Annotated in this window: 14 protein-coding genes and 1 other annotated feature; all 14 genes read left to right on the top strand. The window is 34.5% G+C overall.

What is annotated here, in order from left to right; all coding sequences use genetic code 11:
- The first annotated feature begins 49 nt into the window (after positions 1 to 49).
- The 14 genes from rplL to THENA_RS02885 all read left to right on the top strand — a co-directional run bounded on the left by rplL (position 50) and on the right by THENA_RS02885 (position 16,475).
- Positions 50 to 436 carry a 50S ribosomal protein L7/L12 gene (rplL, locus tag THENA_RS02820; protein ID WP_013755923.1) on the top strand — a complete coding sequence of 129 codons (387 nt, stop codon included), beginning with the start codon at positions 50 to 52 and terminating at the stop codon, positions 434 to 436.
- Positions 437 to 535: 99 nt separating this feature from the next.
- On the top strand, positions 536 to 1,516 hold the full coding sequence (locus tag THENA_RS02825) for an aldo/keto reductase (RefSeq protein WP_013755924.1): 981 nt from the start codon (positions 536 to 538) through the stop codon (positions 1,514 to 1,516).
- Between the two features lie 24 nt (positions 1,517 to 1,540).
- Entirely contained in the window at positions 1,541 to 2,113 is a 573-nt protein-coding gene (locus THENA_RS02830; RefSeq protein ID WP_013755925.1) for a hypothetical protein, read from the top strand.
- Positions 2,114 to 2,158: 45 nt separating this feature from the next.
- A complete protein-coding gene (locus THENA_RS02835; RefSeq protein WP_013755926.1) occupies positions 2,159 to 4,384 on the top strand; it encodes a cache domain-containing protein in 2,226 nt (741 codons plus the stop codon).
- Between the two features lie 23 nt (positions 4,385 to 4,407).
- The gene (locus THENA_RS02840; RefSeq protein WP_013755927.1) at positions 4,408 to 5,724 is read left to right on the top strand and encodes a vWA domain-containing protein; all 1,317 of its coding nucleotides are present in this window, start codon (positions 4,408 to 4,410) and stop codon (positions 5,722 to 5,724) included.
- Positions 5,725 to 5,750: 26 nt separating this feature from the next.
- Positions 5,751 to 7,193, top strand: a complete 1,443-nt coding sequence (locus THENA_RS02845) for a PP2C family protein-serine/threonine phosphatase (protein WP_013755928.1) — start codon at positions 5,751 to 5,753, stop codon at positions 7,191 to 7,193.
- Positions 7,194 to 7,211: 18 nt separating this feature from the next.
- On the top strand, positions 7,212 to 8,960 hold the full coding sequence (locus tag THENA_RS09580) for a protein kinase domain-containing protein (protein ID WP_013755929.1): 1,749 nt from the start codon (positions 7,212 to 7,214) through the stop codon (positions 8,958 to 8,960).
- An 83-nt stretch (positions 8,961 to 9,043) separates the two neighbouring features.
- Positions 9,044 to 9,255: a binding site (T-box leader), on the top strand.
- Positions 9,256 to 9,299: 44 nt separating this feature from the next.
- Positions 9,300 to 10,988 carry a biosynthetic-type acetolactate synthase large subunit gene (gene ilvB / locus THENA_RS02855; protein WP_013755930.1) on the top strand — a complete coding sequence of 563 codons (1,689 nt, stop codon included), beginning with the start codon at positions 9,300 to 9,302 and terminating at the stop codon, positions 10,986 to 10,988.
- Positions 10,985 to 11,458 (top strand): acetolactate synthase small subunit, encoded by a 474-nt coding sequence (gene ilvN, locus THENA_RS02860; RefSeq protein ID WP_013755931.1) that lies wholly within the window; start codon positions 10,985 to 10,987, stop codon positions 11,456 to 11,458. The genes ilvB and ilvN overlap by 4 nt, the downstream gene beginning before the upstream one ends.
- 74 nt (positions 11,459 to 11,532) lie before the next feature.
- Positions 11,533 to 12,534 carry a ketol-acid reductoisomerase gene (gene ilvC, locus THENA_RS02865; RefSeq protein WP_013755932.1) on the top strand — a complete coding sequence of 334 codons (1,002 nt, stop codon included), beginning with the start codon at positions 11,533 to 11,535 and terminating at the stop codon, positions 12,532 to 12,534.
- 12 nt (positions 12,535 to 12,546) lie between these two features.
- Positions 12,547 to 14,070, top strand: coding sequence for a 2-isopropylmalate synthase (locus THENA_RS02870; protein WP_013755933.1), 1,524 nt, complete (start codon positions 12,547 to 12,549; stop codon positions 14,068 to 14,070).
- Positions 14,071 to 14,264: 194 nt separating this feature from the next.
- Positions 14,265 to 15,197 (top strand): type IV pilus biogenesis protein PilM, encoded by a 933-nt coding sequence (gene pilM / locus THENA_RS02875; protein ID WP_013755934.1) that lies wholly within the window; start codon positions 14,265 to 14,267, stop codon positions 15,195 to 15,197.
- Entirely contained in the window at positions 15,187 to 15,753 is a 567-nt protein-coding gene (locus THENA_RS02880) for a PilN domain-containing protein (RefSeq protein ID WP_013755935.1), read from the top strand. Before pilM ends, THENA_RS02880 begins: the two co-directional genes overlap by 11 nt.
- Entirely contained in the window at positions 15,750 to 16,475 is a 726-nt protein-coding gene (locus tag THENA_RS02885) for a hypothetical protein (RefSeq protein ID WP_013755936.1), read from the top strand. Before THENA_RS02880 ends, THENA_RS02885 begins: the two co-directional genes overlap by 4 nt.
- The last annotated feature ends 7 nt before the right edge of the window (positions 16,476 to 16,482 follow it).

The raw sequence follows: 16,482 nt of genomic DNA on the forward strand, positions 1-16,482 counted from the left end.
TTTATTTAAACGAAAATTTTTAAAAATTATAAATATTTAGGAGGATAAAATGGCTTTGAGTAAAGAAGAAATATTAGAAGCTATATCTCAAATGACTGTTCTTGAACTATCAGAACTCATTAAGGCTTTTGAGGAAAAATTTGGCGTAACTGCTGCGGCTCCTGTTGCTGTTGCCGCTGCTGGAGCTGGGGCTGCTGCAGCACCTCAGGAAGAGGTTGAGGAACAAACAGAATTTGACGTAATTTTAACTGATGTAGGCGCAAAAAAGATTGATGTCTTGAAGGTTGTGCGTGAGATTACTTCGCTTGGTTTGAAAGAAGCAAAGGAATTGGTTGACAATGTCCCCAAACCAATTAAAGAGAAAGTGAAAAAAGAAGAAGCTGCCGAGATTAAGGCAAAAGTTGAAGCTGCTGGTGGCAAAGTTGAAGTAAAGTAGTTTTTCCCTAATAATTCTGGTCGGACTTAAGTCCGACCTTTTTTTTTGTTATGAAAAGATGTTAAACTATTATGAAACTTTAAAGTTGAGGTGTAGTTAATGGAATATAGAAAGTTAGGGACTTCTGATATTATGATCTCTACAATAGGTTTGGGTACTTGGGCTATAGGTGGTTGGTCTTGGGGAGGCACTGATGTAGAAAAGTCAATTGAAACAATTAGGGCCTTTATAGATAATGGGGGTAATTTTATTGATACTGCTCCTGCTTATGGATTAGGGCTTTCCGAAGAAATTGTTGGAAAGGCTATAAGAGGCAAAAGAGATAAAGTTGTTTTGGCTACAAAGTGTGGACTAGTTTGGGATATTAAAAAGGGTACGTTTTTTTTCCAGGAAAACGATAAGCCTGTTTATAGATATCTGGGTAGGGAATCTATAGAAAACGAATTAAACCAAAGTCTTAAGAGATTAAATACAGATTATATAGATCTTTATCAAATCCACTGGCTTGATAGAGTGACATCTGTTGAAGAGACAATGGGGGCTCTTCTAAAGGCTAAAGAAGAAGGAAAGATCAGAGAGATTGGCATATGTAACGCTGGAACTTTGGAAATTGAAGAGTTTATGAAATACGCAAAAATTCAATCTGATCAAGAGAAATTTAGTATGTTGGATATGGAAGCAAGATTTGAAAATATACCTTACTGTACAAAGAATAATATTTCTTTTATAGCTTATTCCCCTCTTGAAAAGGGTTTATTAAGTGGGAAAGTGACTCTTGATAGGGTATTTCCTAAAGACGATAACAGGTCTTTCGAATCAAGATTTAGCCCTCAAATTAGAGGAAAGATTTTGAATCTTTTGGCTGAGTTTGATAAGCTAAAGGAGAAGTATAATATTACAACAGCACAGCTTATCCTGGCATGGACTAGAATGATGCCTGGAGTTTCATGTTTGCTTGTAGGAGCAAGAAAGGTTGAACAAGTTATAGAAAACCTTAAATCTTCTGACATTTTTCTTGAGCAGAGGGATTGGAACTATATTTTTGACTATGTGGAAAGAAAGACTGAAAGTATATTTTAAACTTTACGTTGAGGATAATTAATTTTGGAAAAGATTGATATTGTAAAAAATAATTTAAAAAGGATTGTTGAAGAAAAAATTCAAAAAATCCCAATTTACTCCTGGATTGATAATTTTTATGATATATTTACTTCTTGGGATGAATTTTTTGAAATTTTAAAGAAATATGATAATAATGTGTCATTTAATGTCAGTGATTTTTCTAATGAAGAGCTTAAGAATATAGAAGAAGAGACTATAAAAATATCAATAGAAGGTTTAAAATATAGAATTAAAGAAGAAATTGAGAAGGAACTGCAATTAGTTGAGAGGTTTTGGATTATAGTAGACAAAGAAGGTTTTAAATTACCAAGATTTATTGTTTATGACGATAGTGGAAAAAACCATAAGGATTTTAACGTTTTTGATTGTCTAAGAGCGTATGGTTTAAAACCCGATGGGGACGAAGTTTGGGAAGAGGTTGCTAGATCAATTTTGTACTCTAAAGAGAATAGGGAAGAATGGGATTTAGATCTTTATGCTACTTATCTTGAGGCTGAAGATCAGGGGTTGAACGAAGTTCAAAGTTGTTCTACAAAATATATGGATATGGTTTAGGTTTTCTATATAATATTTTAATATAACCTTAACTTAGGGGGTAATATGAGGATTTTTCGTATTTTCTTAAATGCTGCCCTTCGCAAAAAGATGGGCATAATGGTTCTTTTAAGCTTTTTTGTCTTCGGATTATTATTGTCTGGTGGTGGGTTAATTCAAATTTATAATTTTAGTAATGAAATTTTGCTAAATGATATAACAAATACCGCAAGAGGAATTAATTCTTTCCTTGATTCTAAAATTTCTGACACAAAAAAGGCTGCCTTAACTTTGGCCAGTGATCACGATATAATTTCTGGAGTAAAAAACAAAGACTCTAACTCTTTGTTTGTTTTTATTGAAAAATTTGCTCAGCTTTATCCTGGTTTATACGTTGTTGTTACTGATTCTGATGGTAAGGTCTTGGCTAGGAGCGATGCCCCCTCAATATCGAGAAATGATAATATTTCAGAATTACCAGAAATAAAAAGTGCTCTGGATGGAAAAGTTCAATCTGGAATAGGTTTAGGACGAGTTGTAGGTTTATCGATAAGATCAGGAGCACCAGTTAAAGATGAGAAGGGGAAAATTATTGGAACTATTTCAACTGGTTACAGAATAGCAGGGGCGAACGAGATTTCAAATCAGATTAAGAATAATTTTGGTGTTGAGGTGGCTTTTTTCCAGGGTAATGAAATGGTTTCTACGTCTATTAAACCCAATGAACTTTCTCAATTTAGTAAATTTTTCAATCCTTCGGTTTTTGGGTCTGTCTTAAAAGAAGGAAAACCAATAAATTATGGAGCACCTACTAATATTTCAGAATTATACAGTTTTGCTCAGGAAATATTATTTGGTAAGCCATATTTTGGTTATTATTATCCTCTTAGAGATGTAGATGGAAATATTTTGGGCATGTATTTTATTGCTAAGGATACTTCTTTTTATAACAACATGTTAAAGAGATTTACTATAATGCAGTTTGCTTTAAACATTACGGCTATTATTATCGGTATAATTTTGTTATTGTTGTCTATGGAATTTTTCTTTATGAGACCGATAGGCTTGCTAGTAAAGGATATTAAAAGAGTTGCTTCTGGTGATCTTAGTCAACCTCTTAATCCTGTTTTTAACGACGAACTAGGAGTTGTTGTAAGGGCTGTAGAATCAATAAGATCAAACTTTATTAACGTCATTGGAAAAATTAATTATGCAATTAAAGATCTGGTAAACGCATCTAGCGATCTTATGTCGGTGTCGTCTTCTCTTACGACATCTTCAGGGGATGTTTCTAAATTATCTGAAATTAATGCCAAAGGTGCCGAAAATTTATCTAATATTGCAACTAAATTAAATGAAGACAAAAACATTTTGCTAAAAGGCATACAGGGTATTTCTAAAGGCGTTGAGGATCAGGCAATTGCTGCTTCTAATATTGCTCAAAACATCAATAGAATAGCAAGAAGCATTGAAGATTTTACGAATAAGCTTGGAGACGTAAGTAATAGCTTGTTGGTAATAGATACAAACGTTAAAGAAATAGAAAAAAATATTTTAGAAAAGAAAAACGCTGTTGGAGCAGTAACAGATATAGCTAGAAACATAAACTCAATATCTGATGGTGTGAAAGAAGTTTCTGAGAAAATAAGAATGTCTTTAGTTCCCATTCAAACCATAGCAAATCAGATTCAGCTCTGGTCATCAAACGCTATAATTGAAACCTCAAAATTAGGCGAACAGGGTAAAGCCTTTGGCGTTATCATAGATGAAATACGCAGTCTTTCTGAAAAGCTTTTGTACACATCCAATGAAATTTCTAGCAATCTTAACGAACGCCTGTTTAACTCTAATAACTTTGATTTTAATTTTGACAGACATATAGAAGGTGTAGAAGATCTGGGAAATTACTTTACTGCAATTGAAGACTCTGTTAAAACTTTGAAAGATAACATCAGTAATTTGTACCAAAAATTTGAGAAAATAAAAGACGAAGCTTTAGGTATAATATCTTCAAAAGACATTAAAAATGTTGAAACAAGCTTGGCCAATCTTGCTGCTTTGGCCGAAGAAGATCTCTCGAACGTTCACGATCTAAACAGAGCATCTTTAGATGTTCAAAAGGCAATTGAAAATCTTGTACAGGTTTCAAAAGATACCGTGTCATCAACAAAGGATATCTCAGAAAGAGCTGAGAAACAATTAAATGAGGCGGGTAAATTGGAAGAAGTTTCGAACGATATTAAGATGAAGTCAAACGAGCTTGAAGATGAGGTTAGAAAGTTTAAAATATAGAAAACGGTCTAAGGAGACTTATAGTGCTTAAAGTGAATCTTAAGACTCATAGAAAAAGGTTGTTGGCCGATACCAGTGGCCAAAAGCTATTTGTTTTACTTAGTATTGAAGTTAGTAAAGAAGTTGAGGAGAGAGGAAAACTTTTTGTCTCCTTTGTTCTTGATACATCCGGTTCAATGAGCGAAACAGTAAACGATAAATCAAAAATTGAAATTGTTATTGAATCTCTGAAAAAAATTCTTGAATCTAACATTTTAAAAGATGATGACGAAATAAGTATTGTAACTTTCGATGATGAAGTAAAAATAGTTTTGCCATTTACCGCTGCTACAGAAAAGGAGAAAATATTTTCATCATTTGAACAAATTAGAACTGGTACAGTTGGCACAAACCTAGGTGCCGGAATGAAGGTTTCATTAGATCTGCTTAAAGATAAAGCCGGAATAAAAAAGATGGTTGTTTTAACGGATGGCAACGTTTTTGATTTGGATTTGGTTGAAAAAGTCCTTGACGAACTTGTTTTTTCAAATATATCAGTTATATCTGTGGGTGTTGGTGACGAGTGGAATGAAGATTTGTTGTGCAGGATTTCTGATCGGACTTTAGGTAAACCTCTTCACCTATGTGACGTTGAAATTGAGTCTGAAAGTTCAAGCAGTATTAATATTAGCAAGTTGCCATATGTTTTTTTAAACGAATTAGGCCATGCAACACAGGAAGTAGTTATGAATCTTGAGATGGGAATAGAACTAAAAGAAGGTTTTTCTCTTGAAAGGATAACAAAAATCTTTCCCGTTCAGTATGAGATTATGATAGATAATAAACCTTATTTGTTGGGAAATCTCGAATCAAGAAGAAGAAATGTTTATCTTCTAGAATTTGATGTTCCTTCAATGCCAGTTTCAAAGGTTGAAATGGGGAAAATTGATCTATACTATCAGATCCCAAATGCCGATATGAAAGAAAAAGTTGGGCCTTTTGAGATTGGAATTGAATTTACAAAGGATCAATTGCTAGCAGTTCAAACGGATCAAGAAGTTATGGATTGGGTTCAGCAAAGGAATATTGAGAAAATAGTAAGTGAAGCAATTAGCCAAGCACATAAATCGCCCGAAGAAGCAGAAAAAATTTTGGGTTTGGCAAGAAGTCTCACTATAAAATTAAAAAATGACAACCTAACAGCTTTGTTAGATAAGGCAATAGAAGAGATACGTGTTAAGAAATATATAGGTTCAAGCGTGGCAAAAACGCTTAAAATAGGCACGAAGACGCAATTATTAGATCACTCTAAAGAGGATATGCCTACAGATGATGATATCAGAAAAGCGACAGGAAGATAGTATGGTTATAAATTCGGAGAAATCTTATGGATGAGGAAATTATTCAGAGTTTAGACTTTGAAAAAGTTTTTGATTCTTTTAAAGTTGTTGAATCTTTTGGAGATGGATGGAATAAATGCGAATATAATGGGAAAGTTTTTTTATGTTATAGTGGAGAAAGGGTCAATGTCTATGAAAAGATATTAAAGATAAAAATTTTCCCAGAAATATTAAGTTCGTTCGGGAACAATATTGTTTGTAAGTTTTATCAGGATAAGAGATTAAATCTTCCATTAGCACCTGAGCTATCATTACTTCTTATAAAAGATATATGTGAAGCATCTATTTTTTTAGAAAATCATGGATATATGTTTAAAGAAATTAATGTGGACGATATTGTGAAATCAGAAAGTGGTTTTAAGTTCTCAAAGATTCCTACTATTATGAGTTTTTCAGATTTTGAGTTTACAAACAAAGCTTATGAAAGAGAAGATTATACGATCAAATTGTTGGGCTCTCTTTTATACGAATTATTAAGTGCAATATCAATAAAAAATGGCTTTGATGTTAAGCTTATTTCTCGTTATGATATCCCTGGTATTCCTCAGTTTCTATCGCTTGCTCTTCCAGGAAGTAGGGCAAAAATTTCTCTTAAAGATGCTTTTAATATGTTAAATCAAATATGTTCTACAATTGAAGTACGTCGTTGTAAATACAATATTGGTTCTGCCTCAACAATTGGCTTGAATGTTTCAAGATCAATTAATGAAGATTCATTTGGCTACGCTCAAATGTATTTCTATAATCATTTTGGGAAACATAACGTTTTGAAAGCTTGTATAGCCGATGGTATGGGGGGAATGGAGGCAGGAGAAATAGCCAGCAAAGCTGCTGTGGATGCCTTTTTGACTGAAAGGTTTGAACTAATTGATGATGAAGAACATATAGCTAATCAAACAATTGAACTTGCATGGAAAGCTAATAGAGCTGTTTTGGAAAGCCTAAATGGTAAACACGGTGGCTGTACTTTTAGTGGTATTTTTATTTATGATGATAAGCTCTTTATTGCACATGTTGGTGATACAAGAATTTATTTATACAAGGATAAAAAATTTGAAAGGTTAACAAACGATCACTCTTTGGTTGAAACGTTGATTTTAGGTGGAATAATGACGAGAGAAGAAGCCCTTAATAGCCCTGATAGAAACAAACTTTTAAGGTCTATGGGATTTATAATAGATAAGCAAGAAAACTATATCGAAGGTCTGTTTCAAAAATTTGAAAAATACTTTATTCAATTGACTAAAGGAGATTTAATCTTAATGGTAAGTGATGGAGTTTGGGGTGAATTGCCAGACGATGAGATGTTTTCTGTTGTAAACTCTTTATCGAATAGACCAGATGATCTGGTAAGTGAATTAATTTCAATAGCTTTAAAAAGGGGGGCGCCTGACAATGCGACAGCGGTTGCTATTTATAAAGAATTTTAAAAAAATTAAGGAGAGAATATGATTTTTTGTAGAGTTTGTGGGTATGGTCCAATATCAGAAGAGGTAAAAGTTTGCCCGGTATGTGGTACCTCAGTTGTTGATAAAGCTTTTTCTGGGACTAGAACTCTTTCAATAATGGCACTAGCTTCTGGAACTCTTCTTCAAAATGGAAAGTACAGAATTGAAGACGTAATTATCCAAGGTGGATTCTCTTTTACTTATTCAGCAATACAAACTATGCTTGATGCAAAGGTAGCGATAAAAGAGTTATTTGCGCTGGGAGCTACAAGACAGGGTAGCGTTGTTATATTTGATTCAGATTCCTCTGAAAGTATTGGTGAATTTCTAAATGAGGGAAGAATTCTTGCAAGGTTAAATCATCCTGGAATTGTAAAAGTTCTTGATTTTTTTGAAGAAAATAATACTGCATATCTTGTAATGGAATTTCTTGATGGTGAATCTTTGTCTTTATTGTTAAATAGGGTTGGAAAAATACCTGAAAATGAAGCTCTTAATTATATTAAGCAAGTTGCTCAGGCCCTAAAAGTTGTTCATGATGCAGGATTACTTCATCAGGATGTAAAACCAGATAACTTAATTTTGACAAAGGAAGGTCGAATTGTAATTGTTGATTTTGGTTCGGCCAGACAATTTATTGCAGAGAAAACAGGCAATTATGATAGGATTGTTACTCCTGGATTTGCGCCTCTTGAACAATACGGTCAGAGAGTAAGAAGAGGCCCTTATACAGATGTATATTCCCTTTGCGCTAATTTTTATACATTAATTAAAGGTTTTCCCCCACCACCTGCCCCAGATAGATTGCAAACTTTGAGAGAATTAGATTTATCAGGTGTAAATCCAAAAATTGCGAGGATTATTTCAAAAGGTCTTGAGGTTAATGTAAATAATAGAATTAGATCAATGGATGAACTTTTGGCAATGATTGATGAGATAGAAAGCAAAAGTTCTGTGGTAGACAGAACTATTTCTAGAGAAGTGCTGCAAAGAGAAGAAGACGTTAGCTTTGATGATAGAAAGCTTTTTTCAAATAATGAAAATGTATTTTCTCAGGAAGAAGTACTTGATATTGATATTTTGGAGATTGAAAATCAAGAAGATCCGAAAGTGCTTTTTGAAATTGGTTTAAAGTATTTACTAGGTTTTGGTGTAACAAGAAATTTTGATATTGCTTTTAAATGTTTTAGAGAGGCTTCTGGGAAAGGAAATGTTGAAGCATTATATAGGTTGGGACTTATGTATCTTCACGGGCAAGGAACATATCAAGACGACAAAATGGCCTTCAAATACTTCAAAGACGCTTCAGAAAAAGGAAATGCTGATGCAATGTATAGATTGGGTTGGATGTATGAATATGGTAGAGGTACATCACAAGACGACAAAATGGCCTTCAAATACTTCAAAGACGCTTCAGAAAAAGGAAATGCTGATGCAATGTATCACTTGGGACTTATGTATCTTCACGGGCAAGGAACATATCAAGACGACAAAATGGCCTTCAAATACTTCAAAGACGCTTCAGAAAAAGGAAATGCTGATGCAATGTATAGATTGGGTTGGATGTATGAATATGGTAGAGGTACATCACAAGACGACAAAATGGCAAAATATTGGTATGAGAAGTCAAAAGATTTAGGGAATATTGATTCCAAAAACAAGCTTGAAAGTTTTTTGCCTGGTATTAACTCTAAAAAAAATAAGGGTAGCTTTTTTGGAAGAATTTTCAAAAATATTTTTGGTAGTTAATTTTTTGTAATTTCGCAAGTGTTTGACAATTTAAATTTAAGGTTTATTATATATAGAATTAGTGTTTTGAAAATTTAATAGAGTTAAAGGCTATGAACAGGAGTAGTAGAAAGCTTAACTTTCTAAGAGAGCCGAAGGTTGGTGCGATTCGGTAAAGGGCGCTTTCGAACTCGCCTGGGAGCTTTTCTGGTGAAATTAAGTAATCAGAAACGTAAGACTGCGTTAAAGTTTAGAGTGAACCATCCTTTGGATGGTTAATCGTGGTGGTACCGCGGAACCTCCCTCCGTCCTCGTGATGTGAGGGTTTTTTTTTAAAAATTTTTGGAAGGAGGGATATTTATGAAGATGAGAGGGACAGCAGCGATTTTAAAGGTTCTTGAGTCCCAGGGTGTCAAAAATGCATTTGGTATTACTGGTGGGGCAATAATGGGCCTTTATGATGAACTTTACAAAAATCCTGTTTTCAAACACTATATGATGAGACATGAACAGGGAGCAGCTCATGCTGCAGACGGCTATGCAAGGGCTTCTGGTGAAGTAGGGGTGTGTATTGCTACCTCTGGTCCTGGAGCAACAAATCTTGTAACTGGCATTGCAAACGCCTATATGGACTCAATACCTATTGTTGCACTGACTGGGCAGGTACCTACTAGCGTAATGGGTACGGATGCATTTCAAGAGACTGATATATTCGGTATAACTTTACCTATTGTAAAACATAGCTATATCGTAAAAAATCAGCAGGAAATACCCACTATTTTTAAAGAGGCTTTTTATATTGCTTCCACGGGGAGACCTGGCCCAGTTCTTATCGATCTTCCAAGAGATATTTTGATGAATGAAAATGAATTTAATTTTACAAAACCTATTAATATTCCTGGTTATAAACCTACAACTGAAGGACACCCTTTACAAATTAAAAAAGCTGTTAAAATTATACAAAAATCAAAGAGACCAGTAATTTTAGTTGGTGGTGGAGCTAGAGATTGTGTAGAAGAGATTAAAGAATTTGTCGAGAAAACTCATATTCCTGTAGCTCACACTTTGCATGGCAAAGGAGTTTTGCATCCTGATTCTGTTTATCATCTTGGAATGCCTGGAATGCATGGTTTGCCATGTGCTAACAAGGCTTTGATGGAGTCTGATTTGATTATTTCAATTGGGGCTCGTTTTGACGATAGAGTTACCGGACATCTTGCTTCATTTGCACCTCACGCTAAAGTTATTCACATTGACGTTGACCCGGCAGAAATAGGTAAAAATGTACCAGTTTTAGTTCCAATAGTTGGGCTTAGCAAGAAGGTGCTTGCTCAGTTAAATAAAGAGCTAGAACAAATGCAACCGAAAAATGAATGGATGAAGCAAATAGAAGAATGGAAAAAGGAGTTTTGCCTTGAATACAAGCCTCCAAAAGCACATGAAGGCATTTATCCACAAGAGTTTTTCTATATGTTCAGTCAAATTTTAGGTACAAACGGCATTGTTGTAACTGATGTTGGTCAACATCAAATGTTTGCCGCTTTGTATCTTAAGAGATTTGATCCTAGAACATTTATTTCTTCTGGCGGACTTGGAACTATGGGATTTGGGCTTCCTGCTGCTATAGGGGCTCAAGTTGCAAAGCCAAATCAACTTGTAGTTTGTATTGCTGGAGATGGTGGATTCCAGATGACTATTCAAGAGTTAGCTGTCTTAAATTCTTATAAATTGCCAGTAAAAGTAATGATAGTTAACAACGGATATTTAGGAATGGTTCGACAGTGGCAAGACCTATTTTTTGAGAAGAGATACGCTGAAACAGATTTGATATCTGGAAATCCAGATTTCTTAAAGATTGCCGAAGCTTATAACATTCCTGCAAGAACAGTAAAGAAAAATTCAGAGTTAAAGAGCGCAATTGAAGAATGTCTCTCCTCTTCGGGGCCATATTTATTAGATATTTGGGTAGAAAGAGAAGAAAATGTTTTCCCAATGGTCCCCCCTGGTGTTGATATATCAAAGATGATTTATGGGAGGGAAAGTAAATGAGACACACTCTTAGTTTGGTTGTTATAAATAAATCGGGTGTGCTAGCAAGAGTTGCTGGATTATTTGCTAGAAGAGGATACAATATTGAATCTTTGACCGTTGCACCTATGGAAAATGAAGGTTTCTCTAGGATGACTATTCTTGTAGAGGGGGACGATAGGGTTGTTGAGCAGATAGCAAAACAACTACACAAGCTTATTGATGTAATAAAAGTATTTGATTACTCTCAAGAAAATATTGTTGAAAGACAACTTGTTCTTATAAAAACAAAGGCAAGCGGCCCTGTAAGATCGGAAATTTTGCAGATAATAAATATTTTTAGGGCTAGGGTAGTAGATCTTTCTAAAGATACGCTAACTGTGGAAGTAACTGGAGATGAAGAAAAAGTATATGCTTGTCTTAACCTTTTAAAGCCGTATGGAATTATTGAAGTTTTGTTTAGTGGTAGGGTGGCAATGAAGAGAGGATAGAACAATTAAATCAAACAATAGACTGTTGTAGTTTTTAATTTTCGAAAAAATTATATTGAGGAGGACTTAGTATCATGGTAAAAGTTTATTACGATCAAGATGCAGATCTTAAATTTTTAAAAAACAAAAGAATTGCAATTTTGGGTTTTGGGAGTCAGGGGCACGCACATGCTCTAAATCTTAAAGATAGTGGCCTTGACGTTATAGTGGCCTTAAGGCCAGATTCAAAAAGCGCACAAAAGGCTATTGATGCTGGTTTGAAAGTAACAACCGTTTCTCAAGCGAGTCAAGATGCTGATATTATCGTCTTTTTGATTCCGGATGAATTACAGGCAAAAATATATGCAAACGAAGTTAAACCATATCTAAAAGCTGGCAAAGCGTTGGTTTTTGCTCATGGGTTTAGTATTCATTTCAACCAAATCGTTCCTCCAGCAGATGTAGATGTCTTTATGGTAGCTCCAAAAGGTCCTGGACATCTTGTGAGAAGACAATTCCAAGAAGGTAAAGGTGTTCCGTGTTTATATGCTATTTATCAAGATGCTAGCGGCAGTGCCTTTGATATGGCACTTGCTTATGCTAAGGGAATAGGCGGAACAAGAGCAGGTGTTTTGAATACGACTTTTAAAGAAGAAACTGAAACTGATTTATTTGGTGAACAAGCCGTTTTGTGTGGTGGGCTTACTTCCTTGATAAAAGCAGGTTTTGAAACTCTTTGTGAGGCTGGTTATCAGCCTGAACTTGCATACTTTGAAGTTCTTCATGAAATGAAACTAATAGTGGATTTAATTTATGAAGGCGGTTTTGGTTGGATGAGACATTCAATTTCAAATACAGCCGAGTACGGCGATTTAACAGTTGGACCACGTGTGGTGGGGCCAGAAGTTAAAGAGAACATGAAAAAGGTTTTGAATGATATTCAAACTGGAGCTTTTGCTAAAGGTTGGATTTTGGAAAATACTGCAGGCCAACCTATGCTTAATGCTCTTAGAAGAGAGGCTAAAGAGCACAAAATTGAAGAGGTGGGGAAGAGGATTAGGGCTATGATGTCATGGTTGCCGAAAGTTGAATATTAAGGAGTGAGTGTCTTGAAAAGAATAAAGATTTTTGATACAACTCTTAGAGATGGAGAACAATCTCCAGGTGTAAGCCTTAATAGTGAAGAGAAATGTGAGATTGCAAAGCAATTAGCTAGACTTAACGTTGACTGTATCGAGGCAGGTTTTCCTATTGCCTCAGAAGGCGATTTTAGAGCTGTCCAACAAATTGCAAGAGAGGTTAAGGGCCCAATTATTGCAGCTCTTGCAAGAGCGAAAAAGGAAGACATAGACAGAGCCTGGGAAGCAATAAAAGATAATGAAAAACCAAGAATTCATACCTTTTTGGCTACATCTGATCTGCACCTTGAAAAGAAGCTTCAGATTTCAAGAGAGGTAGCCTTGTCTAAGATAAGAGAATCAGTAACCTATGCTAGATCTCTTTGTACAGATGTTGAGTTTTCAGCAGAAGATGCTTCTAGAAGCGACCTTGAGTTTCTTGCTCAATGTGTTAGTACAGCTATAGAGTCAGGTGCAAAAACGATTAATATTCCTGATACTGTTGGTTATGCTACTCCAAGTGAAATGGCTGAGATTATTCGATATCTTAAAGAAAATGTTAGAGGAATAGAAAATGTAGATATTTCTGTTCATTGTCATAACGATTTAGGCCTTGCAGTTGCTAACTCTTTAGCTTCTATAGAAGCTGGCGCCTCGCAAGTTGAATGTACTATTAATGGAATTGGCGAAAGGGCTGGGAATGCAGCTCTTGAAGAGATAGTGATGGCACTTTATGTTAGAAAGAACTTTTATCAGAGTTTTACCAACATTAATACGCAGGAAATTTATAGAACTAGTAGGTTGGTATCATCATTAACAGGGATGAACGTACAGGCAAACAAGGCTATTGTAGGTGCTAATGCTTTTGCCCACGAATCAGGTATACATCAGGATGGAGTTTTGAAAGACAAGAGAACTTATGAAATTCTTGATTCAGAACTTATTGGGCTTACTGGTTCACAAATGGTACTTGGAAAACACTCTGGCAGACACGCCTTTAGAAAAAGGATTGAAGATTTGGGATTCAAGTTGTCTCCTGCAGATTTAAATAAGGCTTTTATAGCTTTTAAAGAAATGGCTGATAAAAAACAACAAATTCATGATATGGACCTTGTAACCCTTATTAGTGATATTATTTTCCAAGGTGAAGAATTCTATAGAGTTGATTATGTTGGCGTTTTTTCAGGCACAAATTCTTACCCTACCGCAACTGTAGTGCTAGAGAAGAGTAATGGAGAAAGATTAGTAGATTCAGGTACTGGTAACGGTTCAGTAGATGCAATTTATAAGACTATTGAAAAGATTGTTAATTTGAAACTAAATTTAATTGATTTTAACATTAAAGCTATTACAGGTGGAACAGATGCTTTAGGAGAGGTTACAGTAAGGGTTCAAGATTCTGACAAGAGGGTTTTTATAGGCAGAGGATCTGATACTGATATTCTTGTAGCCTCTGCAAAGGCATTTGTGAGTTCTGTAAACAAGATGATTAGTTATAAATCAATGCAATCTTAGAAAATAAAAAAAATAATGTGGGGGGGCTTAACTTTTTAATATTTTTGATTATTCCAAAAATATGGGTTTTTCCATATTAGTTTTTGGAAAATTCTCACTATTGACAAAATTTGCTTTAAAGTATATTGTAAATATGCAGGATAACAAGTATGATATTGTATTATTAATTTATTTTATTGTGGGCGGAGGAAGAGTTGTTTTTGTTTAAAAAGAAAAAAATTTATTGTGGCATTGAAATAGACGGTAACATATTGAGATTTTCTCATGTAGAAAATCGCAAATCTTCTTTCTTTTTAAGAAATTATCAAGAAATTATACTGCCACAACCATATACTAAAGATTCGAATATTGAAAGTATAAAGTCTTTTTCTTCTCTACTTGAACAACAATTTGGCTCATTTAAAAATGTTGACTTTGTTTTGGGTCTTCATGGGACTCAAGTTATTTTAAAAAACATTAGACTTCCTATGCTGCCCGCTGATGAGGTGCCTCTGGTTGTAAAATCTGAGGCAGACAGATATTTGCCTATACCACCAGAAGAAGCCTATATTGATAGTTGTTTTTTGAGAGATGTTAGTATAGGAAATGATAATTTTGTTGATGCCCTTTTGGTTGCCTGTCCTAGAAGAATAGTTGATCCTTATATTGATTCTTTTAATAGGGCTAATCTAAATCTGAGTAAAGTAGATCTTTCAATTTTAGCACTTGCAAGAGCTTTAGGGGAGCAACTTGTTTCTGGGATTCAGATGATTATGAAAATATTTTCTGAAGGAGTAAATATTTTAATTTTGGACGAGGGTTTTCCAGTATATCAACGTTTTATTTTAATTCCATACGATAATCTTATAAGAAATGATACTGCAAGTTTGGAGCTCCTTCTTTCCGAGATTGAAAGAACTATTAGCTTTTATCTTTCCGATAAAGTTAACAAGGAAGTTAGCAAGTTAAGTTTTATAGGAAGAAGCGAAAATGATAAGCCTTTGTTTAATTATATTAAAGAAAAAATTAGCGTTTCGTTCGGAGAGGCAAAGATTGTTCCAAACAAATTCCTTAAAGGAAATTTCGATGAAAGTGCTCTTAATTATTCTGGCATTTCAGTAGGGTTGGGGATGAGAGATGAAGAATAGCGTCTATATGAGATATGTTGTAAATTTATTGCCTGAAGAGTTTACTGAGAAGACTAAAGAAGTTAACCAAAACTTAGTTTTTATTGTACCTGTGGCTGTTTTTTTTATTCTTTTGTTGCTTACGGGTGTGGCCTTTGCTCTAAATTTCTATATGTCGTCTAAAATTAATAGTTTAAATGCCCAAATTACTGCGCTTATGCCAGATGCGCTTAATTATGACGTTCTACTGAAGAGAAAAAATGAATTACAGGAAGCTAACAAGGTTTTGCAGGGAATAGATCAAAGGTCTAAGATAGACATCGAAGTTCTAGAAGATCTTAGATCTAGTATACCTGCTGATACCTGGATTACTTCTTTAAAGATAAACGGATCACATTATACTTTAAACGGCTCTTCTCTTAGTTCCACTTCTCCTGCGTACTTTTATTATTTGATATCAAAATCTAAAATACTTTCTAATCCAAGATTGGATGAAATTATAAGGGTTTCTGGTAAAGGCAAGGAAGACTCAAATAATGCCTTTAACTTTATTTTTGACTTTGAGGTCTCAAGATGAAAGACTATATTTTAAATTATTTCAGAAATCTGAGTTATAGAGAGAAAAAGATGCTCTCTTTTTTGTTATCTTTTTTGTTAGTTATCTTTTTTGGAGTTTTTTTCCTTTTACCGCAGTTACAACTGTTTATAACTCAGAAGTCAACTCTAGATTCTAAAGAGTTACAACTAAATGAATATAAAAATAAATCCCTTGCTTTAGTTGCATTAAGAAAGGATTTCAACCAGGCGAGTTCTGAAATTGATAAGATAAAAACAAGGTTTATAACCCAAAGTGATATGGCTAAGATGTATGTAGACCTTTCAAATCTGATTGAGGCATCAGGCGGTACTATTGTTGAATTTAAACCTGAAACGGTTGCTCAAACTCCCAGTACTCAACAAAAACCTCAGCAACAAACAAATACTAATACTGGAGCGACCTTTAGCAAAACAGTTATGCAGCCAGCAAACCAGCCTGCTAATAGTAATGTTGTTAATCCGTCTATAGGCAATCCTTATGCGAACGCAGAAAAAGTTTTAAATGTTAGAACTATAAAGTTTGCACTTAAAGTAGATTTTCACGGATATGAGGCTATGAAAAAATTTATACAAAAGTTGAGCACTTTCCCTAAAATACTTACTTTAGATAGTTTTCAGGTCGTTGGTTATTCTGAAAAGGACAAAACTTTAAGGTTAGATATGACTTTAGACGGATTTTACGATCTGTCGAAGTCTAAATAGGGAGAGC

The organism is Thermodesulfobium narugense DSM 14796 (assembly GCF_000212395.1).
Classification (GTDB): Bacteria; Thermodesulfobiota; Thermodesulfobiia; order Thermodesulfobiales; family Thermodesulfobiaceae; genus Thermodesulfobium; species Thermodesulfobium narugense.

What these genes read in the sequence shown, in the direction of transcription:
- rplL (WP_013755923.1), top strand. Translation starts at nt 50, where the DNA reads ATGGCTTTGAGTAAAGAAGAAATATTAGAAGCTATATCTCAAATGACT.
- THENA_RS02825 (WP_013755924.1), top strand. Translation starts at nt 536, where the DNA reads ATGGAATATAGAAAGTTAGGGACTTCTGATATTATGATCTCTACAATA.
- THENA_RS02835 (WP_013755926.1), top strand. Translation starts at nt 2,159, where the DNA reads ATGAGGATTTTTCGTATTTTCTTAAATGCTGCCCTTCGCAAAAAGATG.
- THENA_RS02845 (WP_013755928.1), top strand. Translation starts at nt 5,751, where the DNA reads ATGGATGAGGAAATTATTCAGAGTTTAGACTTTGAAAAAGTTTTTGAT.
- THENA_RS09580 (WP_013755929.1), top strand. Translation starts at nt 7,212, where the DNA reads ATGATTTTTTGTAGAGTTTGTGGGTATGGTCCAATATCAGAAGAGGTA.
- ilvB (WP_013755930.1), top strand. Translation starts at nt 9,300, where the DNA reads ATGAAGATGAGAGGGACAGCAGCGATTTTAAAGGTTCTTGAGTCCCAG.
- ilvN (WP_013755931.1), top strand. Translation starts at nt 10,985, where the DNA reads ATGAGACACACTCTTAGTTTGGTTGTTATAAATAAATCGGGTGTGCTA.
- ilvC (WP_013755932.1), top strand. Translation starts at nt 11,533, where the DNA reads ATGGTAAAAGTTTATTACGATCAAGATGCAGATCTTAAATTTTTAAAA.
- THENA_RS02880 (WP_013755935.1), top strand. Translation starts at nt 15,187, where the DNA reads ATGAAGAATAGCGTCTATATGAGATATGTTGTAAATTTATTGCCTGAA.
- THENA_RS02885 (WP_013755936.1), top strand. Translation starts at nt 15,750, where the DNA reads ATGAAAGACTATATTTTAAATTATTTCAGAAATCTGAGTTATAGAGAG.